At 71.0% G+C, this 25,839-nt stretch carries 23 protein-coding genes; 13 read left to right on the top strand and 10 right to left on the bottom strand.

The genetic code is table 11. The features are described 5' to 3' along the window. Positions 1-7: 7 nt before the first annotated feature. Both ACQPYE_RS40210 and ACQPYE_RS40205 read right to left on the bottom strand, forming a co-directional pair. Positions 8-1,192 (bottom strand): sensor histidine kinase, encoded by a 1,185-nt coding sequence (locus ACQPYE_RS40210; RefSeq protein ID WP_498718345.1) that lies wholly within the window; start codon positions 1,190-1,192, stop codon positions 8-10. Between the two features lie 86 nt (positions 1,193-1,278). Then, positions 1,279-1,767 (bottom strand): hypothetical protein, encoded by a 489-nt coding sequence (locus ACQPYE_RS40205; protein WP_498718344.1) that lies wholly within the window; start codon positions 1,765-1,767, stop codon positions 1,279-1,281. A gap of 86 nt (positions 1,768-1,853) precedes the next feature. On the opposite strand from ACQPYE_RS40205, the gene ACQPYE_RS40200 reads away from it, so the two are divergent. Genes ACQPYE_RS40200 through ACQPYE_RS40190 form a run of 3 tightly spaced genes read left to right on the top strand, consistent with a single transcriptional unit; the run spans position 1,854 to position 5,586 of the window. Further along, positions 1,854-3,386, top strand: coding sequence for a dynamin family protein (locus ACQPYE_RS40200; protein WP_498718343.1), 1,533 nt, complete (start codon positions 1,854-1,856; stop codon positions 3,384-3,386). Continuing rightward, positions 3,383-3,772, top strand: a complete 390-nt coding sequence (gene grpE, locus ACQPYE_RS40195) for a nucleotide exchange factor GrpE (protein ID WP_498718342.1) — start codon at positions 3,383-3,385, stop codon at positions 3,770-3,772. The genes ACQPYE_RS40200 and grpE overlap by 4 nt, the downstream gene beginning before the upstream one ends. Further along, positions 3,769-5,586 (top strand): dynamin family protein, encoded by a 1,818-nt coding sequence (locus ACQPYE_RS40190; RefSeq protein WP_498718341.1) that lies wholly within the window; start codon positions 3,769-3,771, stop codon positions 5,584-5,586. Before grpE ends, ACQPYE_RS40190 begins: the two co-directional genes overlap by 4 nt. A 1-nt stretch (position 5,587) precedes the next feature. Here the strand turns inward: ACQPYE_RS40190 and ACQPYE_RS40185 are convergent, their stop codons facing one another. Beyond that, positions 5,588-6,115, bottom strand: coding sequence for a hypothetical protein (locus ACQPYE_RS40185; protein ID WP_498718340.1), 528 nt, complete (start codon positions 6,113-6,115; stop codon positions 5,588-5,590). A 152-nt stretch (positions 6,116-6,267) separates the two neighbouring features. Between ACQPYE_RS40185 and ACQPYE_RS40180 the strand changes: the two genes are divergently transcribed. The 3 genes from ACQPYE_RS40180 (at position 6,268) to ACQPYE_RS40170 (ending at position 9,900) form a co-directional block, all read left to right on the top strand. After that, positions 6,268-6,942 carry a hypothetical protein gene (locus ACQPYE_RS40180; RefSeq protein ID WP_498718339.1) on the top strand — a complete coding sequence of 225 codons (675 nt, stop codon included), beginning with the start codon at positions 6,268-6,270 and terminating at the stop codon, positions 6,940-6,942. Positions 6,943-7,506: 564 nt separating this feature from the next. After that, positions 7,507-9,321, top strand: coding sequence for a phosphoenolpyruvate carboxykinase (GTP) (locus ACQPYE_RS40175; protein WP_498718338.1), 1,815 nt, complete (start codon positions 7,507-7,509; stop codon positions 9,319-9,321). A 114-nt stretch (positions 9,322-9,435) separates the two neighbouring features. Further along, positions 9,436-9,900 (top strand): hypothetical protein, encoded by a 465-nt coding sequence (locus ACQPYE_RS40170; protein WP_498718337.1) that lies wholly within the window; start codon positions 9,436-9,438, stop codon positions 9,898-9,900. 81 nt (positions 9,901-9,981) lie between these two features. On the opposite strand, the gene ACQPYE_RS40165 is transcribed toward ACQPYE_RS40170, so the two are convergent. Continuing rightward, positions 9,982-10,812: a septum formation family protein gene (locus ACQPYE_RS40165; protein ID WP_498718336.1), complete on the bottom strand. Its 831-nt coding sequence runs from the start codon at positions 10,810-10,812 to the stop codon at positions 9,982-9,984. Positions 10,813-10,817: 5 nt separating this feature from the next. Further along, positions 10,818-12,056 (bottom strand): PA0049 family protein, encoded by a 1,239-nt coding sequence (locus tag ACQPYE_RS40160; protein WP_498718334.1) that lies wholly within the window; start codon positions 12,054-12,056, stop codon positions 10,818-10,820. Positions 12,057-12,251: 195 nt separating this feature from the next. Between ACQPYE_RS40160 and ACQPYE_RS40155 the strand changes: the two genes are divergently transcribed. The 7 genes from ACQPYE_RS40155 (at position 12,252) to mctP (ending at position 18,041) form a co-directional block, all read left to right on the top strand. Beyond that, a complete protein-coding gene (locus tag ACQPYE_RS40155) occupies positions 12,252-12,929 on the top strand; it encodes a YbaB/EbfC family nucleoid-associated protein (RefSeq protein ID WP_498718333.1) in 678 nt (225 codons plus the stop codon). Positions 12,930-12,936: 7 nt separating this feature from the next. Further along, positions 12,937-13,257, top strand: a complete 321-nt coding sequence (locus ACQPYE_RS40150) for an ESX-1 secretion-associated protein (RefSeq protein ID WP_498718332.1) — start codon at positions 12,937-12,939, stop codon at positions 13,255-13,257. Positions 13,258-13,274: 17 nt separating this feature from the next. Continuing rightward, positions 13,275-14,396, top strand: coding sequence for a hypothetical protein (locus tag ACQPYE_RS40145; protein ID WP_498718331.1), 1,122 nt, complete (start codon positions 13,275-13,277; stop codon positions 14,394-14,396). Positions 14,397-14,398: 2 nt separating this feature from the next. Then, positions 14,399-15,211 carry a hypothetical protein gene (locus ACQPYE_RS40140; protein WP_498718330.1) on the top strand — a complete coding sequence of 271 codons (813 nt, stop codon included), beginning with the start codon at positions 14,399-14,401 and terminating at the stop codon, positions 15,209-15,211. Between the two features lie 106 nt (positions 15,212-15,317). Then, positions 15,318-16,019: a GntR family transcriptional regulator gene (locus ACQPYE_RS40135; RefSeq protein ID WP_498718329.1), complete on the top strand. Its 702-nt coding sequence runs from the start codon at positions 15,318-15,320 to the stop codon at positions 16,017-16,019. Between the two features lie 121 nt (positions 16,020-16,140). After that, the gene (locus tag ACQPYE_RS40130; RefSeq protein WP_498718328.1) at positions 16,141-16,407 is read left to right on the top strand and encodes a DUF3311 domain-containing protein; all 267 of its coding nucleotides are present in this window, start codon (positions 16,141-16,143) and stop codon (positions 16,405-16,407) included. Continuing rightward, the gene (gene mctP, locus ACQPYE_RS40125; protein WP_498718327.1) at positions 16,407-18,041 is read left to right on the top strand and encodes a monocarboxylate uptake permease MctP; all 1,635 of its coding nucleotides are present in this window, start codon (positions 16,407-16,409) and stop codon (positions 18,039-18,041) included. Before ACQPYE_RS40130 ends, mctP begins: the two co-directional genes overlap by 1 nt. A gap of 159 nt (positions 18,042-18,200) precedes the next feature. Here mctP and ACQPYE_RS40120 read toward each other — a convergent pair whose 3' ends face one another. From ACQPYE_RS40120 to ACQPYE_RS40100, 5 genes are all read right to left on the bottom strand, one after another. After that, entirely contained in the window at positions 18,201-20,381 is a 2,181-nt protein-coding gene (locus ACQPYE_RS40120) for a hypothetical protein (RefSeq protein WP_498718325.1), read from the bottom strand. A 103-nt stretch (positions 20,382-20,484) separates the two neighbouring features. Continuing rightward, on the bottom strand, positions 20,485-21,249 hold the full coding sequence (locus tag ACQPYE_RS40115) for an amino acid ABC transporter ATP-binding protein (protein ID WP_498718323.1): 765 nt from the start codon (positions 21,247-21,249) through the stop codon (positions 20,485-20,487). Then, on the bottom strand, positions 21,246-22,070 hold the full coding sequence (locus ACQPYE_RS40110; protein ID WP_498718321.1) for an amino acid ABC transporter permease: 825 nt from the start codon (positions 22,068-22,070) through the stop codon (positions 21,246-21,248). The genes ACQPYE_RS40115 and ACQPYE_RS40110 overlap by 4 nt, the downstream gene beginning before the upstream one ends. A gap of 74 nt (positions 22,071-22,144) precedes the next feature. Beyond that, on the bottom strand, positions 22,145-22,963 hold the full coding sequence (locus ACQPYE_RS40105; protein WP_498718320.1) for a transporter substrate-binding domain-containing protein: 819 nt from the start codon (positions 22,961-22,963) through the stop codon (positions 22,145-22,147). 156 nt (positions 22,964-23,119) lie between these two features. Then, the gene (locus ACQPYE_RS40100) at positions 23,120-25,807 is read right to left on the bottom strand and encodes an MGH1-like glycoside hydrolase domain-containing protein (protein WP_498718319.1); all 2,688 of its coding nucleotides are present in this window, start codon (positions 25,805-25,807) and stop codon (positions 23,120-23,122) included. Positions 25,808-25,839 lie beyond the last annotated feature (32 nt).

Below are 25,839 nucleotides of genomic sequence, written 5' to 3'. Positions count from 1 at the left end.
CGGCACCCTACGACGGGACCAGCGGCAGCACGGCCCGGACCCGCCACCCGCCGCCGGGGTTGGGCCCCGCCTCCAGCGCGCCGCCGAGCACGCCGGCGCGCTCGCGCATGCCGATCAGGCCGTTGCCGCCGGACACCGCGACCAGGTCGTGCGGCGTGCCGAACCCGTCGTCGGCCACCTCCACCTCCACCTGATCACCTGCCTGGGTGACGCGGACGGTCGCCGAGGCCCCCGCGCCCGCGTGCTTCAACGTGTTCGTCAACGCCTCCTGCACGATCCGGTAGATCCCGAGCCCCAGGCCCGCCGGCAGCGCGGAGAGGTCGCCCAGCGTCTCCAACCGGACGGGCAGCCCGGCGGCCCGGCAGTTCTCGGCCAGCTCGTGCAGGTCGCCCGCGCCGGGCTGGGGCGCCCACTGCGTGCCGGACTGGTCCTCCGACCGCAGCACGCCCAGCAGCCGCCGCAGCTCGGTCAACGCCTGCCGCCCGGTGTCGGCGATGGTCCGCACGGCGGCCTCGGCCAGGTCCGGGTCGGACTTGATCGCGTAGCCCGCGCCGTCGGCCTGCACCACCATCACGCTCACCGCGTGCGCGACCACGTCGTGCAGCTCGCGCGCGATCCGGGACCGCTCCTCGCCGACCGCGATCCGCGCCTGCTGGTCGCGTTCGGTCTCCAGCAGCTTGAGCCGCTGCTCCAGCTCCCGGTTGTAGGCGCGGCGGGCGCCGACGAACTCGCCCATCGCCCAGCTGAACCCGAACACGGCCGCGATCACGAACACCATGAACGCGGCCTCGACGCCCGCGCTCAGGGGCCACAGGGCCCACACGAACGTGCCGGTGGCCAGCCAGACCGCGTACAGCAGGCCCTGCCGCCTGCCGACGTAGGCGACCATCGTGTACAGCGCGATGGCCAGCGAGAAGTCCGCGAGCCGCACCGGCATCCCGGTGGCCAGGTCGCCGTGGGTCAGCAGTTGGAGCGCCCCGCCGAACAGGATCACGTAGGACGAGCCGAGCGGGTGCTTGCGGCGGAACACCACCGGCACGATCAGCAGCGCGCCGACGAACAGCAGCGTGGAGCCCGGCACGGTGGACTGGTTCGCGCCGAGCACGCCCAGGTCGAACACGAGCAGCAACCCGGCCATCAGGGAATCCCCGAAGACCGGGTGCGCTCGCATCCACAGGCTCAGCCGCCGCACGTGACCAGATTAGGTAGGGGTCGCGGCACCGCGCGTCGCGCCACGGGTTGACCCCCGCTAGTCCCACAGGCGGATGAACCCGCGTCCTACCTGGTGGTCTTGATCTGCGTCGGGTCGATCCTGTCCTCGGCGGCCCCCGGCACGCGCGGCGCGGGCGCGCCGTGCACCGGTTCGACGCGCGCCTGCGGCGGCACCGATCGCTGCTGCTCGTACTGGCGGTGCTCCTCGGACATCTCGTCGGCCAGCTGCTGCTGGAGCTGCCGGTCGCGGATGCGGCCCAGGATCATCATCGTCACCGCGTGCACCAGCGCCAGGACCAGGAGCATGACGCCGAGCTTCACCACGACGTCCTTCACCGGGTCGCCGGTTTCGACGGTGATGATCGACACCATGGCCAGCATCCCGAGCACCACGAGGTGGAAGAGCACGGTCGCCAGGCGGGTCATCGACTTGGCCGCTTCCGGGTCGCCGTACGCCCGGCTCATGTACCCCCTCCCGCTGCGGTAGATGAGTTGGCCGTCGATCAGCACCAGCACCACGCCGAGCAGCAGGAACACCGCATATCCCTGTTCCATGCGTGACCTCCCTCGTCGGTCGCGGAAATACCCCCGTCGCCGCGTTCGCAAACCGCACGCCACCCGTACGTGGCACGATCTCGGGCGTGACGACGCAGGCCAAGCAGCTCGCCGGTCCGCTCTCCGCGGCGGTCGCGAACCTGTGCGTCGGCCTGCGCCCGCAGGTCTCGCCGGCGACGGCGGCCGGGTTGGGCGAGGTGCTGCGGCGGTTGTCCGCGCCGTTGCAGGTGGCCGTCGCGGGCCGGATCAAGTCCGGCAAGTCGACCTTGGTCAACGCGCTGATCGGCCGCCGCGTCGCGCCGACGGACGTCGGCGAGTGCACCCGGCTGGTCACCCGCTTCCAGTACGGCACGGTGGACCGGATCGAGGTGGTGTTCACCGACGGCCGCAAGCAGGTGCTGCCGTTCGAGGCGAACGGCTCGATCCCGCCCGACCTTGGCGTCGACGTCGAGCGGGTCTCGCACGTCGAGGCGTACCTCACCAACGCCGTGCTGCGGGACCTGACCGTGATCGACACGCCCGGCCTCGGCTCGCTCGACGCGGCGTCGGTGGCCCGCACCGAGGCGCTGCTCGGCGCGGTCGCCGAACCCGACGGCCTGGACCCGGTGTCGCGCAACGCGGTGGCCGGCGCGGAGGCGGTGCTGTACGTGGTCACGCAGGGCGTGCGCGCGGACGACCAGCAGGCGCTCGCCGCGTTCACCGCCGCGACCGCGAGCCGCGAGGCGGGACCGGTCAACGCGATCGCGGTGCTGAACAAGGCCGACACGATCGCCGCCGAGACCGTGGCGGGCTCGGGCGGCGACACGTGGCAGGCGGCCGTGCTGCTCGCCGAGCGGCAGGCCCTCACCCTCAAGCCGCGCGTCGCGGACGTGCTGCCGGTGATCGGCCTGGTCGCCGAGTCCACCGAGACCGGCGGCTTCACCTCGGCCGACGCGGACGCGCTGCGCAAGCTGGCCGAGCTGGACGACGCGACCCGCGAGACCATGCTGATCTCGGCCGACCTGTTCGTGAGCTGGGAGTGCGACGTGCCGGTCGGCACCCGCACCCGGCTGCTGGAGAAGCTGGACCTCTACGGCGTCCGCAAGGCGCTCGAAGCCGTGGACGCCGAGCCGGGCATCACCGCGGGCGCGCTGCGCCGCAAGCTGCTCGACGCCTCCGGGCTGGACGGCGTGCGGGCCAAGCTGAACGCGGTGTTCCGGTCCCGGGCCGACGGCATCAAGGCCGCCGCCGCGCTGGCCTCGGTGACGTCGCTGGCCGCCGCCTCCGGCGACCCGAACGAGCGCCAGCGCGTGCACGACGCGATCGAGGTGCTGCTGGCCAAGCCCGAGGCGCACCAGCTCCGGCTGCTGGAGGCGTTGACGCTGGTCGCGTCCGGCGCCGTGGCGATGCCCGCCGACCTGGTGGAGGAGGTGCTGCGGTTCGGCAGCTCGCCGGACCTCGCCGAGCAGCTGGGCCTGCGCGGCAGACCGCCGCAGGAGCTGCTGGCCTACGCCCTGGAACGGGCGGGCTGGTGGCGTTCCTTCGCGTCGTTCGGGGCCACGCCGGCGCAGAGCCGGGTGGCGCACGTGGTGCACCGGGCGTACTTCCTGATCTGGCAACAACTGCGGGGACGGCGATGAGCGGAACGGAACAGGGCGGCGCGGCGTCCGACCACGCTGTGGAGACGCACCCGGGAGCGACGCTGGAGAAGACCATCGCCGACGAGCTGCTCGACCAGGCGTTGGCCGAACGGCGCGCCCTGGTCCAGCTGTGCCTGTACGCGCTGGACCGCGCCCGCAGCGCCGGCGTGGTGGAACGGCTGGAGGAGGGCCTGGCGGCCATCGGCGTGACCGCGCTGCGGCCCGACGGCGAGCGGTTCGACCCGTCGCGGCACGAGGCGGGCGGCACCGTGCCGACGCCGGACGCGTCGCTGGACGGCGTGGTGGCCGAGACCGAGGTGGTCGGCTTCGCCGATCGCGGCCGGACGCTGCGCGCGCCCGTCGTCACCGTCTACACCGCGCGATGAGCACCCTGCCGCAGGTCGTCCGGCAGACCAGGGAGAAGCTGACCACCCTGGTCCGCGCGCTCGACCCGTCGGCCGCGTCGTTCGTGGAGACGCGCCGGGCGGGCCCGGCGTCGGTCGTGGTCGTCGGCGAGACGAACCGGGGCAAGAGCTCACTGGTCAACGCCCTGCTGGCGACGCCGAACCTGTCGCCGGTGGACGCCGAGGTGGCCACCGCGACCTACCTGGTGTTCCGGCACGGGCAGGAGTGGTCGGCCCGCGCCTGCTACGCCGGGTCGATGTCGCCGGTGCCGTTCGAGCGGTCCGAGATCGTGAACTGGGTGTCGGCGGCGCACGAGCTGCCCGAGGGCATGCTGCCGCCCCGGTACGTCGAGGTCGAGGCCCCGATCCCGCTGCTGGAACGCCTCTCGGTGGTGGACACGCCGGGTGTCGGCGGGCTCGACTCCGCGCACGGCGAGCTGGCCGCCGAGGCCGCCGCGAACGCGACCGCGCTGCTGTTCGTGGTCGACGCCTCGGCCCCGTTCACGCGCGGTGAGCTGGACTTCCTCCGCGCGGTCGGCGAACGCGTCGAGACCGTGGTCTTCGCGCTGGCCAAGGTCGACCAGTACCGGGGTTGGCGGCAGGTGCTGGAGGCCGACCAGGCGCTGCTGGCCGAGCACGCGCCGAGGTTCCGCGGCGCGGTGTTCCACCCGGTGTCCTCGCGGATGTTCGAGCTGGCGGCCAAGGCCCCGAACCCGGACGCGGCGGCGATGCTGCGCGACCGGTCCGGGATCGGCGCGTTGCAGGAGGCGTTGCAGGAGCTGGTGGTCGGTCGGGCGGCGATGCTCGGCGAGGCCAACGGGCTGCGCGCGCTGGCCACCGTGCTGGACGAGCTGATCGCGCGCAACGAGGCGGACAAGCGCGCGCTGTCGTCGGGCGAGGAGGAAGCGGAGACGTTGCGCGGGCGGCGTGACGAGCTGAACTCCCAACGCCGTTCGTCGACGCGCAGCTGGCAGGTGCGGCTGCGCGGCGAGGTGCAGCGGGCGCGGGTGGAGGGTGCGCACGAGGTCAGCCGCCAGGTGCGGGACGTGCAGACGTGGTTCCGCACGGCCATCGACTCGGCCGACCGTGAGCGGCTGGCGGCGTTGCCGCAGGAGGTCGACACGGCGTTGCAGGTGGTGTCGGGTCGGATCAGCGCCGGGTTGGCCGTTCGGCTGTCCCGGGTCGCCGACTCGGCGTTGGCCGACCTGTTCTCGCCCGAGGAGCTGGCCGTGATCCGGGGCCAGTTCGCGCGCGGCGTGACGCCGCCGGTCGTGCTGCGGCCACCGGAGAAGCGCGCGCCGACGGCGGAGGACAAGCTGCTGGTGTTCATGGGCGTGTCCGGCGGGTTGGGCGCGGGCCGGCTGGCCGCGCTGCCGCTGGCCGGGCTCGGGGTGGCCGCGCTGAACCCGATCGTGCTGCCGGTGACCATCGTGCTGGGGCTGGGCGCGGGCTGGTGGATGGCCCGCACGCGCAAGCACTCGGCCGACAAGCAGCACCTCAAGCAGTGGCTGTCGGACGCCATCGCGGACGCCCGGTCCACCGTGGACCAGCTGGTGGCCGAGCAGCTGATCGAGGCCGAGCAGCAGCTGTCGCTGGCGTTGGACGACGCCCTGGGCAGGCGGGTCGACGCGATCGAGTCGGAACTGCGCGAGGTCGACAAGGCCCTGCGCATGGAAGCCGGTGAGCGCGCCAAGGCGCTCCAGGCCGTCACGCGCCGCCTGGCCGAGCTGACCGCCGGCCGCACGAAGGTGGACGAGCTGCTGGCCCGCATCAGGGCCGTCCGCGACCGCGCCTGACTCAGGGCCGGTAGCGGGTCGCGATCCGGACGATCTCACCGCCGTCGAGGAAGAGCTTCGGCGCGAACCTGGAGGCGTCCGGCAGGGCCAGGAACTCCTGGCGTGACGTCGGCGCCGCGCCGAGGCCGTCCGGGGTCACCCTGGGCGTGCCGACGCCGGGGGTGAGGAAGGTGGCGTCGGGCGCGAGCGACGCGGTGCGGGGCTGGGCGCCGGCGCGCGGCACCACGCGCAGGTGCTGCTGGTCCGACGCGTCGAGGAGCGAGTCGACCCACGTCACCTCGTCGCCCGTGATCGTCATCTCGCCGGCGACCTCGACCTCGGTGAGCACCGACGTCGACGTGGTGGTGGGCGTGGTCCTCGACGTGGTCGCGGAGGACTCGGTGGTCGTCGTGCCCGTGGTCGCGGTGGTGGAGGCCGGGGCCTGGTCGGTCGTCCCGAACGGCTGGGGCTCGCCGGCCGTGCAGGCGGAGAGGGTTAACAGCGCGGCGCAGGCGAGCACGATCGCGGGCTGGACGAGGACGCGGTTCACGGAGGCTCCCGGTCGGTGGTGGCGGAGGTCGCGGGCTACCGGCTTACCCGGACGGGGCGCCGTTCACGCTCCCGCGGTCGGAACTTCCCCGGCGGAACCGAACAGGCATAGCGTGAGTCCAACCCGGTACAGGACGCAGGAGGGTGGGAACGGTGTACATCGACGAGACAGGCGCGGCCGACGGCGAGCTGAAGGTCACGGTCGGCGACGAGGAGTACACCGCCGAGGCGACCTTCGACCTCGACCAGGACGGGATCGAGGAGAGCGCGGTCGTGGAGACCGACGACGGCGGTCACCTCGCGTTCAGCGACACCGACGGTGACGGCGACGCCGACCTGATGAGCACGTTCGACTCGGACGGCGAGCTCACCTCCCAGGCCGAGTTCGACGAGGACTCCGGCGAGTGGGTCGCCGTCGAGCCGTCGGACGACCGGACCGAGCAGACCAACACGAACGCCGGCAAGGCCATCGTGGTCGACATGGAGGGCGGGGCCGACCAGAACGTCGGACCGGCCACCGAGGACACCGACGGCGACGGCCGCGCCGACACCGCGGTGGTGAAGGACGAGGACGGCGACACCTGGCTCTTCACCGACGCCGACGGCGACGGCAACGCCGACCTGGCCACCGAGATCACCCAGGACGGCGAGGTCACGGTGTCCCGGCACACCGGTGACGACGAGTGGACCGAGGTCGAGCACGGCCGCATCGGCGAGGACGGCAAGTACACGCCGGACGGCGACGAGGCCTGGTCCGAGGAGAAGGTCACGGTCTCGGGCGTGGTCCGCATCGACTCCGCCACCGGCCAGTGGATCAGCCCGAACTGACCCCTGGGCCGACTTGGGCCGGGAACGCCGGCCGCCCGCGGACACCGGCGGCGATCCCGGCCACGCGCCCGCCCGCCCGCCGCACCTGCGAACGGGCGGGCTCCACCGCGTTCCCGCAGGTGCGGTACTACCGCCGGCTGGACGGACCGAATCCCTTACAGGACAACTGAAAGCGCCCTGCGGCCACCTTTCTGAAACGGTCGAGAAATTCGGTCAATTCGTCGGGGTAATTCCTCCATGTGAACATGAGAGCGCTCTCACAGTTCACCACCAGGTCACCCGGTGGTGTGGCGATCGACGCACCGGGCCGCCCTTGCATTCCGCCGACTAAAGCCCAGGTCACAGGCGAATTTGTGGTGATCGGGTGCTGAATCGATTCCAGAATCGGTTTTGTGAGCCAGCCGACAGGTCGGATGTGCGTTACCCGGGATTAACCCGGCTAACCTCCGTCTATCCCTTAAACGGCACGCCCTCCACCGGGCGGGCGGAGCCATTCGCAGAGGACGTCCCACCAGGACAACGGCGTCCACCGTGGGCTGGCGCTCAGCTAGGAGACGAGACGAGATGACGGCAGTGACCATTCCCGGTCTCGACCACGCACCGACCAACCACGCGCGCCTGGTGTCCTGGGTCCACGAGGTCGCCGAGCTGACCTGCCCCGATGAAGTGGTGTGGGCCGACGGTTCCCGGCAGGAGTGGGACCGGCTCACCGCCAAGCTGGTGGCCGCGGGGACGTTCGTCCCGCTGAAGAAGAAACCCAACTCGTTCTGGGCGGCGTCGGATCCCACCGATGTGGCGCGGGTCGAGGAGCGCACGTTCATCTGTTCGGTGGACCCCCAGGACGCGGGCCCCACGAACAACTGGATGGACCCCGCCGAGATGAAGTCGGTGATGACCGACCTGTACCGCGGCAGCATGCGCGGTCGGACGATGTACGTGATCCCGTTCTGCATGGGCCCGCTCGACGCGGAGAAGCCGATGCTGGGCGTGGAGATCACCGACTCCGAGTACGTGGTCGTCTCGATGCACATCATGACCCGCATGGGCACGAAGGCGCTCACCCGATTCGGTGACGACGCCGACTTCGTCCAGGCGCTGCACTCGATCGGCGCGCCGTTGGAGCCGGGCCAGGCCGACGTCCCGTGGCCCTGCAACGAGACGAAGTACATCACGCAGTTCCCCGAAGAGCGGATGATCTGGTCGTTCGGCTCGGGTTACGGCGGCAACGCGCTGCTGGGCAAGAAGTGCTACTCGCTGCGCATCGCCTCGGCGATGGCGCGCGACGAGGGCTGGCTGGCCGAGCACATGCTGATCCTCAAGCTCACCTCGCCGGAGCGGAAGTCCTACTACATCGCGGCGGCGTTCCCCAGCGCCTGCGGCAAGACCAACCTCGCCATGCTGGAGCCGACCATCCCGGGCTGGAAGGTCGAGACCCTGGGCGACGACATCGCGTGGATGCGGTTCGGCGAGGACGGCCGGCTGTACGCGGTCAACCCGGAGAACGGCTTCTTCGGCGTCGCGCCCGGCACCGACTACCACACCAACCCCAACGCGATGCGCACCATCGAGAAGGGGAACTCGCTGTTCACCAACGTCGCGCTGACCGACGACGGCGACGTGTGGTGGGAGGGCATGAGCGAGCAGCCGCCCGCGCACCTGACCTCGTGGAAGAAGCAGGACTGGACGCCCGGCGGCGAGGAGCTGTCGTCGCACCCGAACTCCCGCTACTGCACGCCGATCGCCCAGTGCGACATCAAGGCGCCCGAGTGGGAGGACCCGAAGGGCGTGCCGATCTCGGCGATCTTCTTCGGCGGTCGCCGCGCCACCACGATCCCGCTGATCACGGAGTCGCGCGACTGGCAGCACGGCGTGTTCATGGGCGCCACCCTGTCCAGCGAGACGACCGCCGCGGCCGTCGGCAAGACCGGCGTCGTGCGCCGCGACCCGATGGCGATGCTGCCGTTCATCGGCTACCACGCCGGTGACTACTTCCAGCACTGGATCGACACCGGCAAGTCGGCCGACGCGGACAAGCTGCCGAAGATCTTCTACGTCAACTGGTTCCGCCGGGGCGAGGACAAGCGGTTCCTGTGGCCCGGGTTCGGCGAGAACTCGCGGGTGCTGAAGTGGGCCGTCGAGCGCATCGAGGGCAAGGCCGCCGCGGTGGAGACCCCGATCGGCCACGTCCCGACCGCCGCCGAGCTGGACCTGGACGGCCTGGACGCCCCGCGCGAGGACGTCGAGGCCGCGCTGGACTTCGACGCCGACGAGTGGCGCGCCGAGATCCCGATGATCGAGGAGTGGTTCGCCAAGATCGGCGAGAAGGTGCCGACCTCGCTGCGTGACGAGCTGGCGGCGCTGAAGCTCCGCCTCGGCTGAGCCTCGCCGACCCAAGACCCCCATGGCGGGAGACCCGGTGGCCAACGGCGTCCACCGGGTCTCTTTTTGGTTGCTCCGAGTGATTTCCGGCTCGGCCGGAGGTACCAAGGAAGAGTGACCCAGCAGGACGATTTCCTCGGCGGACTGCACTACGACCGCCCGCCGGCGGCGGAGGCGGGGCAGGCTCCGGGGGTCGTGCGGTATCACCCGGTCGGGGTGGCGGCCGGGCGGCGGCGCACGCGGGTGTCGGCGTGGTGGCACGTGGCCGGCTTCCTGCTCGGCGCGGTCGCCGCCGGGCTCGGGGCGGTCGCGTGGGGCTACGCGCTGGACCAGTTCGACGAGGTCCGCCTTCGCGGGCTGGTGGCGTTGGGACTCGCGGGCCTGCTGGTGGGTCTGGTGTCGCTGGGGAAGCTGTCCCCAGCCGCGCCCCTGGCCGCCGGGTCGGCCGCGTTGTCGGGTTCGGTTCTGCACGAAGTGGGTACTCTGCCGTTCTTGCCCGTGCTCAGGCCGGTGTTCGAGAGCGGCGCGCCGGTTCTGGTCGGCGTGCTGCTGGTGGTGTTGTCCTGGCGTCGGCGCTAGTTGTCCACAGGTTGTGGATGGAACTGTGCACAGCCTGTGGGTGGGTGTGGACAGCTGGGGACGACCGACCCCCGGCCGGGCTCAGCCGGGGAGGGCGTTCTTCCCCAGGCCCCACAGCCGTCCGGTGAACGGGCGCGTCGCCTCGGCGTAGCAGATCGCCGACGTGTAGCCCTCGGACCACGCCTGGCTGCCGAACGCCCGCCAGGACGCGAAGACGTCCTCGCGCGGCGCGCCGACGTAGTTCGTCACGGCCTTCGCGCAGTGCTCGGCCGCCTTGGCGTTCACTTGGTCGAGGGACGGCGTCGGGTCCCGGTGATCACCCAGCGCGAGCACGCCCGGCACGGCCTCGGCCTTGTGCGGCTGGTCGCAGGCGGTGATCCCGGCGTCCTTGGCCTCGCCCGGTGACGCGGTCGCGCACAGCTGCACCGTGCCGAACCCGGCCGCCTTGAGGAGGTCCTTGGCGCCGGTCTTGCGCCGCGCCCTCGAACCGTCCGGTTCGAGCTCCACCACCGCGCACAAGCGCCAGCGGTCGCCCTTCGCCCAGCCGTCCCGGCTCGGCCAGAACGCGTGGGCCTGGAGCCGGGTGGCGTCGTGGTCGGGGCTCCCGAGGTACTCGGTGAGGGCGGCGCGGCACGCGGGCAGGGCGGCCCGCCGCAGGTCGCGGTCGTTCGGGTACCCGTCGCCCAGGCCCTCCAGGACGCCGACCCCGGTCACCTCGGCCTCGTGCTCGACCTCGCAGCCGACCACTTCCAGGCCGGTGTCCGTGCACTGACCGGCCCGGGGCAGCTGGTCGACGGTCGGCGTCAGGGACGGGCGGACGACCTCGGCGTCCGGCACGCCCGGCACCCGGGCCGTGCAGGCGGCGAGCGACAGCGCGACCAGTGCCACGACCGCCGCCCGCCAGCCCCTCACGCGGGTCAGATTACCGACACCAGCGCCGTCACCTGGTCGACGATCGCCCGACGGTCGTGTTCGAACACCGCGTCGGTCAGCGCGGCCGGGTCGGCGGGTTGGCCGAGCACGGGCGTGTGCAGGTGGCCGCCCGCGGTCGTGGTGGCCGACAGCCCCAGCCGCAGCCGGTTGGCCCGGTACATCGACTCGTTGGACAGGTAGTCGCCACCGCTGCCCTCCGCCGCCGCCGCGCCGGGCGTCGGCTCGTCGGAGCGGCAGACCGCCGTGCCCGAGCCGGGGGCCGGGACCGTGCCCAGCGGCCACTCGCAGAACGTCCGGTTGTAGTACACGGGGAACGGCGAGGTCCCGGCGTCGACCATGCGCTGGTGCGGCAGCGTGGTCTCGATGAACTCGTGCGCCGGCTGCGGCCACCCCGCCGCGTCCGGGACCACGCCGGGCACGGACACGTCGTTGTTGTCCGGGTACACGCCCCGGTACCGCCCGGCCCACCGCTCGACGTCGAACCGCCCGTCCCGGCCCTGGCTGACGGTGACCAGGGCATCGGCCCGGGAACCGAGCGCGGCGCCGTAGAACCGCTCCACGACCCCCCGGTCGAACGCGCCCCACAGCACCGGCAGCACCGCGGCCTCCACCACCACCGGCCCGGACGGCGTGCTGATCACCTTCCCGTCGAGCCGCAACGCCGACGCGCCGGACGGGTTGCTCCGCCGCACGGACGTCCCGAAGAGCTGGAACGGGTCGAACCCGGTGACCGCGATCCGCCGCACGCCGTCACCGAACCGCACCTGCTCCACGCCCCGCGAGGTGCGGTCGAACACGTCGACCAGCCTCGCCCGGGTGGCGGCGTCGAGCTGCCAACCCTGAGGCCGCCACTGCCGCAGGGCCTTCGTCGCGAGCAGCCGGGCCCAGTACAGCGGCCGGTCGTCGTAGGCGTCCCAGGCCTGTGGCGACTGCGCACGCCGGACGGCGGCCTGCCACAGCTCCGTCCCGCGGCCGGCCGCGTGGTAGAGGGCCTGGGACAGGGACATCGGCTCGCACAGCCGGGTGGTGAACCGGCTGACGTCGTCCTCGAAGCCGGCCAACCGCACCAGTTCGGGCCCCACCGCGGGGCCGGTCGGCGTGAGCCGGTCGTCCAACCGCTGCTCCTCGACGGTGAGGGGCGCGTTCGCGTCGAAGCACGGCGCGGGCTGCGCGTGCGCGACCGCCGGGAGGCCTATGAGGGACAGACCGAGTGTGAGTGTCATCACTGCGCGGAGTCGTCTGATCACTCGAAGAGGCTGCCCAACCACGACCGGGGTGAGGAACCCGCCGAACGTCCGGAGGGCTGCTCGGGGAGTCTTTTCACCCGTTCGGGCATAAAGCGGGCCGTCCACTTGCCACTATGAGTCCCGCTCACCCCGGCACCGCGCGTGCCGCCGAGTCCTTCCGGAGGTCTTGTCGTGTCGGCCGAGTTCGACCAGCTCGTCGCCCAGTTCGAGCAGTTCCAGTCCAAGCTGCACCGGGTCGACCAGCAGGTCGTCGGCATCGACCGGATGCGGCAGGAGCTGGCCGCGATGGAGGTGGTGGCCACCTCGCCCGACCGGGCGGTGACCGTCGTCGCCGGCCCGTCCGGCGCGATCAAGGACATCCGGCTGGGCGACATCGCCCTGCGCCGACCGCCGCACGCGCTCGCCGGCGCGATCATGGCCACGCTGCGCCAGGCCGTCGCCGAGGCCGCACGTCGCCAGGCAGGCATCGTGGAGAGCGCGCTCGGCGACGACATGCACCTCACCGACCAGGTGCTGGAGACCCAGGCCCAGCTGTTCGGCGTCACGCCGCAGGAGCTGAAGGCCATGACCGAGCAGGCCGCCCCGCCGCCACCCCCGCTGCCCGCCGCACCGCCCTACACCGCACCACCGCCGCCGCCTCCCGCCGCGGGCCCCGTGCCGAACCGGATGCCGCCGCCCGGCCCGCCCGCCCGCCCGGCCCCGCCGCGCCGGCCGTCGCCCGAGGAACCGGACGACTTCTCCCAGCGCCGGTTCCTGCGCGACGACGACCAGCCGCCACCTCCCCCGAGCTCCGGCCCCGCGCAGGGCGACGGCCGTTTCCTGAACCTCTACGACGACGAGGACCGGTGAGCGCGCGATGAGCGGCTTCGACGTCAACCCCCAGGAACTGCGGGCGTTCGCCGGCAAGCTGGACGGCCACCGCGGCACCGCGGCCGAGATCGCGGGCCTCGTGGCCAAGGCCGACGTGGGCGACAAGTCGTGGGGCGTGGTCGGCCTGTTCGTGAAGAGCCAGTACACGGACATGCTCGGCGACCTCGATGACCTGTTCAAGGCACTTCAGGACGGCTTGCAGTCGGGCGCGGACAAGTTCACCGGCGCCGCGCAGGACTACGCCGACCAGGAAGAAGCCGTGAAGCAACTGCTGAACGGCCTGCAAGTCCGGCTCGACGACCAGTAGGACGGGGGAAATCCACCATGGCTGAAGTGAAGACCGGGGCCGGCGGCGTCGAGATCACCGTCGGCGAGAAGGACACCGGCCAGAAGATGGCGGAAGCCGCCCCCTTCTACGGCAACTACCTCAAGACCAAGGACGCCTGGAGCAAGGTCGGCGAGAAGGGGGAGTCCGAGGTACTGGGACTGACCTCGGAGGCGGCCGGGCTGGTCGGCGCGATCGGCACGTCCGCGTACAGCATCGCGGTCGACCCGATCGGCTGGCTGGTCGGGCAGGGCCTGAACTTCTTGATCAGCGTGGTGCAGCCGCTGGAGGACGCGATCCACTTCGTCAGCGGTGACGGTCCCGCGCTGGCCCAGGCGGCGGAGAACTTCAACGCCATCGGCCAGGGCGTGGCCAAGCTGCGGGAGAAGTTCGACGAGGACCTGAAGAACTCGGTGACGAGCTGGGGCGGCCCCGCGTCGGAGGCGGCGGGCACGAAGCTCGGCGAGTTCGCCGGCGGCATCGACGGCGTCGCCGGTCAGGCAGGTGAGATCGCGCAGACGCTCCAGATCTCCAGCATGATCATGACCATCGTCGAGGACTTCATCAAGGCGATCCTCACCGAGCTGATCACCTGGCTGGTCATGATCTGGATCCCCGCTCTGGCGGCGGCCGTGCCCAGCTTCGGCGCGTCGACCGCGGCGGCGGGCGCGGCGACCGGCGTGCGGGTCGCCACCACCGGCAGCAAGGTCGCCCGGATCGTGGCCAAGCTGAAGCAGTTCCTGACCAAGGTCCTCGACTTCCTGCGCAACCTGAGCAAGCGGGCCGGGAACGTGAAGGCCGCCTTCCAGCGGTCCATGGCCGACAAGCGGATCAACAGCGACTTCGCGAACATCAGCAAGGACCTCGGTGACAAGTCGCCGTTGACGAAGCTGTGGGCGAACAACGGCATGATCGGCGACCGGGTGCAGAACGGGTTCGGCAAGTCCTTGGGAACCGCGGCCGTCGACGCGGCGCGGGCGCAGTTGGGCATCGGAGGCAAGGCGAACGCCGGTGTCGACAAGCCGATCCGGAACTACGGCGCCGTCGACAAGGCGAACCAGTACGACGGCACCGGCGAGGACCAGTCGACAGAGCGGACCGAGGGGTACCTGGACATCTGATCATGGGCGAATACTGGATTCGACTCGCACCGCTCCTGGCCATCATCGCGGCCCTGTTCGGCCTGCTGCTCTGGTGGCGTTGGCGCGGTGATCGGAAGGAAGAGCGCGCGCACGCCGAGACGCTGACCGCGTTCGCCGGGACCCTCGGGGGGAGGGTGGTCGATCCCGCCGGGTCGAGGGACTGGTCGGCCGGGCTGCTGGCGCCGATGAGGGGCGAGACCGACGGCTTGATCAACCGACTCGGCACGGTGTCACGTCCGCGCTTCGAGACCGCGCTGGAGTTCCGGCGGGGTGGGTGGGCGGTGCGAGTGGGCGAGGCGTCGGTGAGGAAGGTCGCCCAGAACGGCACTCGCACGGACTACGAGCACCGGATCGAGGTGGCCACCGCACGGCTCGTGCCGATGAGGATCAGCCGCCGCAACCACGGGGGCACCGACTTCTGGGGTCGTCCGCTGCCGGCGGAGAACATCTCCGCCCAGGGTGGCGAACTGGTCGGTGAAGTCCCGGTGACGGTGGCGGCGGAGGGAGGCCGGTGGCACCGGGTCGCGTTCCCACCGGGGCCCTTCGACGCCCGGTTCGCCGTGTTCACCAGCGACCCGGCCGCCGTGTCCGGTGTGTTCGACCCCGAGGTGGTCGAGTACCTGCTCGACCAGGCGCACGGGCTGCCCTCCCTGCTGCACTTCGAGGCGGGGTTGGTCTTCGGCACGCTGCCCCGGCGGATCGGTCCGGGCCACACCCTGAACGCGATCGACGCGGTCCTCGGGCTGCTCGACCGGATGGGTGTCGCTCCGGCGCACCCGCCCGCGCGGGCCTGACCTCGCGCGCTCATCCGGTCCGCCACCGTGCCCGCCGCTGTATAGGTATTGTTCAACGATCCTTCAATACTCCATTTGAACCGGGCGGGCTCTAGACTCGTCCACCATGACCACAGCTCAGGCGGACGGCTGGCTGAACGCCCTCGCCAAGGACCGCGGCGACCTCGACCGCTCCAGCACCGCCGAGCGCGTGGCGGACAAGCTGCGCACCAGCGTGCTCGACGGCGACATCAAGCCCGGTCAGCAGCTCAACGAGAAGGCGCTCGGCGAAGCCCTCCGGGTCTCGCGCAACACGCTGCGCGAGGCGTTCCGCCTGCTCACCCACGAACGCCTGCTCGTGCACGAGTACAGCAAGGGCGTGTTCGTCCGCCGCCCCGACGTGCCCGACGTCGTGGACCTCTACGCCGCGCGCCGGATCATCGAGTGCGGCGCGGTCCGGCGCTGGCCCCATGTGGACGACGACGCGAGGCGGGCCGTCCGCGACGCCGTCGCCCTCGGCCTGGCCTGCCGCGAGCAGGACGACTGGACCGGCGTGGGCACCGCGAACGTCAAGTTCCACCAGGCCGTCACCGCGCTGGCCGGCAGCGCCCGGCTGGATGAGGAGGTGAAGCGGCTGCTCGCCGAGCTGCGGCTGGCGTTCCACGTGATGGGCGACCACGAGGAGTTCTACCGCGACTACCTGACGTTGAACCAGTCCATCGTGGACCGGCTCGACGCGGGCGAGGTTCGGCAGGCCGAAGAAGCGTTGCTCACCTACTTCGACCGGGCTGAGCAGCACTTGATCACCGGTCTGCGCGCGGAACGCTAGGCAGTTGGTCACGATCCAACTACGTCATTCGTCGGTAACCCACCCGACATGGTGACTACTGTCCCTCCTCCGACCTACCATGCGCGACACCGCGTCACCGGGCCGCCGTACGGAGGGGCACATGCCGACCGCTCGAAAATCCAGCCTCCGCTGGAGCAACTGGAACCTGCTGCTGCTGATCCCGTTGCTCATGCTCGTCACGCCCTGGTTCAACTTCGACGAACCGAGGGTGCTGGGGCTGCCGTTCTTCTACTGGTACCAGTTCGCCTGGGTGCCGGTGGGCGTCGTCTGCGTGGGCCTGGTCTACGCCAAGACCAAGGACGAGCCCGTCGTCAAGGGCAAGCCGGACCTGCTCGGCGTGGATGACCTGGACGAGGGGGCCAAGTAATGAAGTGGACCGAGTTGGCGGTGTTCACCGCCCTGTTCCTGCTGGTCACCGTCCTGGGCTTCCTCGCGGCGAAGTGGAAGGCCGGCGACACCCTCGAGCACCTGGACGAGTGGGGCCTGGGCGGTCGCAAGTTCGGCTCCTGGATCACCTGGTTCCTGGTCGGCGGCGACCTCTACACCGCGTACACGTTCGTCGCCGTGCCCGCCCTGGTCTTCGGCGCCGGCGCGCTGGGCTTCTACGCCCTGCCTTACACGATCGTGTTGTACCCGATCGTGTTCCTGCCGCTGGTCCGCATGTGGTCGGTGTCCCGAGTGCACGGTTACGTGACGCCGGCGGACTTCGTCCGCGGCCGGTACGGGTCGCACTGGCTCGCCCTGATCGTCGCCGTCACCGGCATCATCGCGACGATGCCGTACATCGCGCTGCAGCTCGTCGGCCTGGAGGCCGTGCTGCGCACGATGGGCCTCAACGGCTCCGGCATCCTCGGGCACCTGCCGCTGTTCATCGCGTTCGTGATCCTGGCGCTCTACACCTACCAGTCGGGCCTGCGCGCGCCCGCGCTGATCGCGTTCGTCAAGGACACGCTGATCTACATCGTGATCCTCGTGGCCGTGATCTACCTGCCGTCCAAGTTCGGCGGCTGGAGCGCGATCTTCGACACCGCGCAGGCGAAGTACGCCGCGACCGAGAACAAGGCCGACGGGATCCTCCTCACCGGCAACAACCAGCTCCAGTACGCCACGCTGGCGCTGGGGTCGGCGCTGGCGCTGTTCCTGTACCCGCACTCGCTGACCGGCATCCTGGCCTCGCGGGGCCGCAACGTGATCAAGCGCAACATGGTCGCGCTGCCCGCGTACTCGCTGCTGCTCGGCCTGCTGGCGATGCTCGGCTTCGTCGCCATCAGCGCGGGCGCCAAGCCGATCACCAACCAGGCCACCGGCCGCCCGGACACCAACACGATCATCCCGGTGCTGTTCGGCCAGGAGTTCCCGGGCTGGTTCGCGGGCGTGGCGTTCGCGGCCATCGCGATCGGCGCCCTGGTGCCCGCGGCGATCATGTCGATCGCGGCGGCGAACCTGTGGACGCGCAACATCTACAAGGAGTACCTGAAGAAGGACGCCACGCCCGCCCAGGAGGCCAAGCAGGCCAAGCTGGCGTCGCTGGTGGTGAAGTTCGGCGCGGTCGCGTTCATCGTGTTCATCGACCCGCAGTTCTCCATCGACCTCCAGCTCATCGGCGGCGTGATGATCCTGCAGACGCTGCCGGCCGTGGCCATCGCGCTCTACACGCGGTGGTTCCACCTGTGGGGCCTCATCGCGGGCTGGGTCGTGGGCATGGGCTGGGGCATGTGGCTGCTCTACAACATCGGCAACCCGGCCGTCGGCAAGTCGCACTTCGCCGGCTCCGCGCTGCCGCTGGGCCAGCTGTCCCTGTTCGGCTGGCACCCGTTCGCCGGGTCGGCCGTGCAGATCTACGTCGGCGCGCTCGCCGTCCTGGCGAACCTGCTGGTCGCCGTCATCGTGACGCTGGTCGCCAAGAAGGCCCGGTGGTTCAACGGCAGCGACGAGACGCAGGGCGACGACTACCACGTGGACGAGGACAGCGACCGGGTCAAGCCCATCGCCGTCCACTAGCCCCACCGGTCACCGCCGGCCGAGCACCAACCGAACGGCGCCGACGAGTCCCGCCCGGCCACCGAGCCGGGCGGGACTCGTCGCGCGAGGCGTCCAGGCAGGACGGTCCAGGACGGTCCGCGGTGGTCACGGCGGCCGGTGGCCGCCCCGGGTCGGCCGTCAGCGCTTCAACAGCCGCGTGACGCCCGCCGCGACCGTCGTGGCCAGGACCCACCCCGTCACGATCAGCCCGGACGCGATCCACTGCGACGCACCCGGCGGGTTCCACCGGTTCTTGTTGCCGAAGTCCACGATCGGCACCACCAGGTCGATGGTGTAGAGCCACGCGTTCCACGACAGCTCGTCGTCCGCGTTGATCTCGGCCAGCTCCGGCCCGGCGGCGAACCAGGTGCTGCCCAGCAACCACGCCACCACCAACCACGCCAACGCGCGCGCCGGCCGGTAGCCGTAGCCGACCATCGCGCGTTGCAGCCAGCTCCACAGCAGCACCAGCGGCCCGAGCCAGCGGCGGCCCTCGGCGACCGCCCGGTACCGCAGGCGCTGCTTCTCCACCAGCACGGTGGCCGCGTGCTCGTCGTTGCCGCCCGCGCGCAGCATCTCGGCGAACTGGTCGTACGGACCCGGCCGGTACGCGCGTCGCATCGCCTGCCGCAGCCAGCGCAGCCGCCGGTCGACCTCGCCGTCGTCACGCAGGTCGATCGGGTGCCGCAGCGAGTCGTAGCGGAACTCCTCCAGGTCGATCCGCCCGGTCGCGCCCCAGAAGTACTCGTTGTCGTCCAGCACCGTGCAGCGCACCTGCCGCAGCGTCACGTCGCCGCGCGGCGGGCTGATCGGCGTCAGCTCCAGCTCCTGCACCGCCATCCCGAGCAGGTTCAACGCGTGCGCGTCGAGCTTGTCGCCGAGCACCGCGCCGGCGAACGTGGCCATCCGGCCCACCTGCGCCCGCCTGGCCCGCACGCCGCCGTGCGCGACGAACTCCTTGGCCCCGCGCGCGCAGATCAGGTCGCGCCCGATCACCGCGCCGCCGACGTCCAGCGACGGCTTGCCCGCCGGCTGGTGCCGGTACCGGCCCGGCTTGGTGATCCGGCTGCCGCGCAGGTCGAGGTTCGCGCCGACGTGCACCGCGCGCAGCTCCAGCCCGCCGGTCACCTCGACCTCCCGCGCGGCGAAGTTGCTGCCGATGCGCGACCGGTTGCCCAGCACGGCGTCCGCCCGCGGGTTGTCCAACGTGGACCCGTCGAGGATGAGGCTGCCCTTGGCCTGGAGGTCGACCATCCGCAGCTGGCCGCGCACGGTCGCCTGGCGGCCGATGATGTCGCCGCCGACCGTCGTGCCGTCCAGGTGCAGCGCGCGCCCGAACCCCGTGGGCTCGGCGGTGTCCGTGGCCAGCGCGCGGCCGTAGCCGGTCGGCTCGCCGACCGCCTCGCCCATCGCGTCGAACTTCCCGCCGGACAGCGACAGCGTGCCGCCGAGCGCGGCGTTGACCATGCGCACGGTGCCCGCGCTGCTGAAGCCCCGGTCCAGCTGCACGTCGCCGTCCACCGCGATGCGGTCGAACACGAGCGTGGCGTTCGGGTCGGAGTGCGGGTCCAACGCGTCCTCGTCGGGCCGGCCCTCGGCGGCGGTCGAGCCGCGCAGCGTCAGCGCCGAGTCGACCCGCGCGCCCGCGAGCAGCACGGTGCCGCGCAGCGCGCAGCCGTTCATCAGCAGGTTGCCGCCCACGTGCAGCCCGGTGCCGTTGAACGAGTGACCGAGCGGGTTGGTCAGCTGCCCGCCGCTGAAGTTGCAGTACCCGCCGACGTGCGCGCCCGCCATCCGCAGCTCGCCCGTGACCCGGACCCGCTGCGCCAGCAACCCGCCCGCCAGCGTCAACCGGTCGGCGTGCAGGGCGATCCCGTCGGGCAGGACCAACGTGCTGTCCCGCAACGACAGCGAACCGGCCACGTCCGCGTCGACCAGGTCGACCAGGCCCTCGACCGTGCTGCCGGCCAGCGAGACCTCGTTGGCGCTGCCCAGGTTCCGCGCCGAGAGGCCGGGCAGCCGGCAGTCGGCGAACTCGATCCCGGCCAGCTTGGCCTGCCGCAGGTCCGGCGGCTCCTCGAACCGGCAGCGCACGAACTCCAGCAGGTACGGGAACTCCACCGCGCGCAGGTCCAGCGTCCCGGTCAGGTACCGGTCCGCCACCCGCACCACGGGCGGCATCCCGGCCCGCCGCCTGGGTAACCGCCACGTCCCGTCCGGCTCGCCGACGCCGCGCAGCACCTCGGCCGCGGCCATCCGGGCGGAGCGCGGCGGGCTGGGGTCGAACACGTCCAGCCCCCGCGCCCCCACCTCGACCATGCGACCGACAATAGGGGCACCGACCGACGCCCGTGGCGGGATCGGCACACCGGAACCCAGGTGCCCGGAACCCGGGCGCCACCGGGATCAGGTGCCACCGGGATCAGGTGCTGCGGGGTCCCTGGTTGGTCGGGTCGAGCACGCGCGCCAGGAACGACTGCGTGCGCTCGTGCCGCGGTGCGCCGATGACCTGCTCGGCCGGGCCCTCCTCGACCACGTACCCGCCGTCCATGAACAGCACCCGGTCGGCCACCTCGCGGGCGAACTGCATCTCGTGCGTCACCACGAGCATCGTCATGCCCTCGTCGGCCAACTGCCGCATCACCCCGAGCACGTCGCCGACGAGCTCCGGGTCCAGCGCCGAGGTCGGCTCGTCGAACAGCATCACGTCCGGGTCCATCGACAGCGCCCGCGCGATCGCCACGCGCTGCTGCTGGCCACCGGAGAGCTGGGCCGGCATGGCGTTCACCTTGTCCGACAGCCCGACCCGCTCCAGGTTGCGCAACGCGACCTCCTGCGCCTGCTTCGCGTCCCGCTTGAGCACCTTGCGCTGCGCCACCATGAGGTTGTTCAGCACGCTCAGGTGCGAGAACAGGTTGAACGACTGGAACACCATGCCGATCTTCGTCCGGGCGCGGTCGATGTCCACGTCCGGGTCGGTCAGCTCCACGCCGTGGACCACGATCTTGCCGCCGCTCGGCTCCTCCAGCAGGTTCACGCAGCGCAGCATCGTGGACTTGCCCGAGCCGGACGGCCCGATGATGCACACCACGTCACCGCGGTTGACCGACAGGTCGATGCCCTTGAGCACCTCCAGCGGGCCGAACGACTTCTTCAGCCCGGTGACCTCCACCACGACGTCGCTCACGCCGACACCCCCAACCCCTTCGATTCCGGCGTGCTGATCTTCTTGCCACCGGTGCGCCGCTCCAGGTTCCGCGACAGGTGGCCCAGCGGCAGGGTGATGATCAGGTAGCACAGGCCCGCGATGAGCAGCGGCGTCAGCGACGGCGACCGGCTCAGCGTCTCGCGGCCGAACTTCGTCAGCTCGTAGTTCGCCGCGGTCAGGCCGACGACGCTGATCAGCGACGAGTCCTTGACGAGCATGATCAGCTCGTTGGTCAGCGGCGGCAGGATGATCCGGAACGCCTGCGGGATCACCACGGTCACCAGGGTGCGCCCCGACGACATGCCCAGCGACCTCGCCGCCTCGACCTGGCCCTTCGGCACGGCCAGGATGCCCGCGCGGATCGTCTCGGCGATGTACGCGCTGCCGACGATGCCGAGCGCGAGGCCCGAGATGGAGTTGATGTCGAACTTCAGCCCGAACGCGAGCGGCACCGCGACGCTCAGCGCGACGAACACCAGCAGTGCGGGCACACCGCGGAAGAACTCGATGTAGATGGTGGCGATCCACCGCCAGGGCGCCACCGGGGACAGCTTCATCAGCGCCAGCAGCAGGCCGAGGCCCAAGCCGATCGCGAAGCCGAAGGCGCTGTAGACGACCGTGTTCACCAGCGCGGTGGTGATGACGGACGGGAACATCTTCGCCGCGGTGTCGACATCGAAGAACGATCTTCTGATGTTGTCCCAGTCGGCGAAGAACGCCACCGCGAGGACGATGACGATCAGAAGTGCGTACTGCGCGCGGCGGAAGGCGGTTGCCCGCTGCCGTTTGGACATGGCCACTGAGGCGCTCCTCGCAAGGGGCTCGGACAAGGACGGGGCCGGTGCCCTTGAGCACCGGCCCCGCGGTCAACCGGTCACTTCTTCTCCGGCTTCTTGCCGAACCACTTCTCGTAGATCTTGTCGTACTCGCCGCTGTCCTTGGCCTTCTTCAACACCTCGTTGACCTTGGCCTGCAGGGCGGTGTTGCCCTTCTTCAAGCCGATCCCGTAGCTCTCACCGGTGTCGAACTCCCTGGTGACAGCGGTGTCCGGGAACTCCTTGACGTAGTCGTAGAGCACGCCGTTGTCGTTGATCGCCGCGTCCACCGCGCCGGTGCGCACGGCGGTCTCCAGCAGCGGCAGGTCCTCGAACTCCACGACGGTGTAGCCGTGGGCCTCGGCGTTCTTGTTGCCGTACTCCTCGCCGGTGGTGTCCTGCTGGACGCCGAGGCGCTTGCCCTTGAGGTCGGGCAGGTCCTTGACCGGGGAGTCCTTCTTCACCAGCAGCGCCTGGGAGGCGTCGAAGTACGGGTCGGAGAAGTCGATCGCCTGCTTGCGCTCGTCGGTGATCGTCATCCCGGCCGCGGCCACGTCGCACTCGTTGGTGGCGAACACGGTGCCCGAGGTGATGTTCTCGAACGGGGTGTCGAAGATTTCCTGCGTGACGCCCAGTTCCTTGGCCACCAGGTCGACCAGGTCGACGTCGAAGCCGACGGTCTTGTCGCCCTCGCTGTACTGGAAGGGCTTGTAGGACAGGTGGGTGCAGGTGACCAGCTTGCCGCTCTGGACCAGGGAGACGTCCGACCCGCTGCTCTGCGAGCCGGTGTCAACCTTGGTCGCGCACGCCGTCATCGTGGTCGCCAAGGCGAGCACGGGGAACAGGGCGAGCGCAGCGTGCCTGGTACGACGGGCCACGGCGTCACTCCTCGTAACTGTGTCGGTCGAGTGTTCGGCATACTGCCACTTGGGTGACAGGGTGCACAGCACGTGCGTGTTACAGAACTTCGGTGTGCATGAATCTTGCGTCACAGACCTCGAACGGCCGCAAATAGTTCAGCGACTTGGCCTTGGTCACACAATTGATTCACCCAGAGCGTCCGTTTGACGACGATCCGTCAACAGGCTGGCCACCAGCGCGGTCCACCCCGTCTGGTGGGTTGCGCCCAGCCCCTCGCCGGTGTCGCCGTCGAAGTACTCGCTGAAGGTGACGTGCTCCCGCCACAGGGGTGAATCGGTCGACTCGATCCGCTTGCCGTCCGCGGGCCTGCGCCCGTCGTGATCGGGCAGGAACAACGACACCAGGCGTCTGACCAGCTCGTCCGCCGCCTGGCCTGCCGTCACGTGCCGGGTGCTGCGAGTGGGAAGTTCCACGTGGAACCTTCCGCCGTGGAACTCCTCGATCGTGCGCAGGGCCTCCACGAGCAGGGCGTTGGTCGGGAACCACACCGGGCCGCGCCAGTTGGAGTTGCCGCCGAACATCGGCGTGCGCGACTCGCCCGGCTCGTAGCCCATCCGGTGCTCCTGGTCCGCGACCTGCACCTCCAGGCCCTCGCGGTGCGCCGCGGACAGGCTGCGGATGCCGTGCGGCGAGAGGAACTCGCCCTCGTCCAGCATCCGGCTCAGCACGCGGCGCAGCTTGCGCTCGTCCAGCAGGCTGAGCAGCGCGCCGCCGCCGCTGCGGCTGAGGAACTGCTGGAGCTCCGGCCGCTTGGCCAACAGATGCTCCAGTCGCCGTGCGAAGTCGGGCAGCTCCTCGAACACCCACGGCTCCAGCACCGCGCACGCCAGCAGCGGGATCAGGCCCACCATCGAGCGCACCCGCACCGGCTTCGACTCGACGTGGCCGTCCGGCAGGCGCCGTGACACCACGTCGTAGCAGAAGCCGTCCGTCTCGTCCCAGATGCCGCGCCCGCCGGAGCCGAACTGCGTGGACGCCTCGGCGATGCTCAGGAAGTGCTCCACGAACTTCGTGGCCACGTCCTCGTACGAGTCGTCGTGCCGCGCCAGCTCCAGCGCGATCTGCATCAGGTGCAGGCTGTAGGCCGCCATCCACGACGTGGCGTCGGACTGCTCCAGCCGCCACTGGCCCAGCATCGGCTCCGACCGGTTCACCGGGCCGATGTTGTCCATGCCGAGGAAGCCGCCCTCGAACAGGTAGCTGCCGTCGGCGTCCTTGCGGTTGACCCACCAGGAGAAGTTCAGCAGCAGCTTGTGGAAGACCTTGGCCAGGAACTTGCGGTCCTTGACCTCCTCGGACCGGTAGACCTGCAACGCCGCCCACGCGTGCACGGGCGGGTTGACGTCGCCGAACTCCCACTCGTAGGCGGGCAGCTGGCCGTTCGGGTGCATCAGCCACTCGCGGCACAGCAGGAGCAGCTGCTCCTTGGCGAACGCCGGGTCGACCTTCGCGAACGGCACGGTGTGGAACGCGAGGTCCCACGCGGCGAACCAGGGGTACTCCCACTCGTCCGGCATGGAGATCACGTCGGCCACGTCGAAGTGCCGCCAGTGCGCGTTGCGGGCGTGCATGTTCCTGCGCGAGGTGGGCGCGGCGGGCTGCGCCGGGTCGCCGTCCAGCCACTCGGCGGTGCGGAAGCGGTAGTGCTGCTTGGTCCACATCAGGCCCGCCAGCGCCCGCCTGATGACGGCGGCGCGCTTGGGGTCGAGGTCGAGGCCGGTGTGGTGGAACTCGTCGGCCTCGGCCCTGCGCTGGTCCAGGGTGTCCTGGAAGCTCGGCCCGAACGCGTCGAGGTGCCCGTCGCCCTCCACCAGGCGCAGCCGCACGGTGACCGACTCGCCCGGCTCGACCGGGTCGAACGAGTACCAGGCGGCGACCTTGGTGCCGGGGGCGCTGGTGTCGTCCGGCCCGACGACCTCGCACGCGGTGGCGTCCTGGCCGACGACGTACCGGTCGACGCCGTCCTTGGTGTGGCGGGTCGGGTTGCGCCCGGTGCCGAACAGCTCGACCTCGTTGGTCTCGTTGTCGGTGACCAGCAGCGTCGGCGTGCCCTCGACGTGCAGCGTGTACCGGCCCAGCGCGCCGTGCTCGGCGGTGATCCGGCGCCAGCCGTCGCGGGTGCTGGCGCGCAGGCTGGGCCTGCGGTCGTCGCGGCCCCACGCCCACGTGTTGCGGAACCAGAACTGGGGCAGCAGGTGCAGCGGCGCCGGGTCCGGGCCGTGGTTGGTGGCGGTCAGCTCGACGCAGATGTCCTTCGGACCCGACTTGGCGTAGCTCACCCGGACGTCGAAGAACCGGTTCTCGTCCAGCGCGCCGGTGTCGGACAGCTCCGGCTCGCGCTCGTTGCGGCCGGCGCGCCCGGCCAGCTCGCGCAGCTCGGCGTAGGGGAACTCGGCCTGCGGGTACCGGTAGACGACCTGCATCCACGAGTGCGTCGGCGTGCCGTCGGTCACCCACCAGTGCTCTTTGACGTCCTCGCCGTGGTTGCCCTCGTTGTTGGTGAGCCCGAAGTAGCGCTCCTTGAGGATCGGGTCGCGGCCGTTCCACAGCGCGACGGCGAGGTTGAGGAAGCCGTGCACGTCGCAGATGCCGGCGATGCCGTCCTCACCCCAGCGGTAGGCGCGCGAGCGGGCGTGGTCGAACGGGAAGGACGTCCACGCGTCGCCGCCCGCCGAGTAGTCCTCGCGAACCGTGCCCCACTGACGTCCGGCCAGGTAGGGGCCCCAAAGACGCCAGGGTGCGGTGGGGGAGTCGGACTCCGCCAACCGCGTCCGCTCGGCTTGCCGGCTGTGCTCGTTCACTCGGCCAGTGTGCGGCATCGGTTCAGTAAACC

Source organism: Actinosynnema sp. CA-299493 (assembly GCF_050946825.1).
In the GTDB taxonomy this organism is placed as follows: Bacteria; Actinomycetota; Actinomycetes; order Mycobacteriales; family Pseudonocardiaceae; genus Actinosynnema.
The sequence above is the reverse complement of the archived record's forward strand: the minus strand, read 5'-3'. Positions and strand labels throughout refer to the sequence as shown.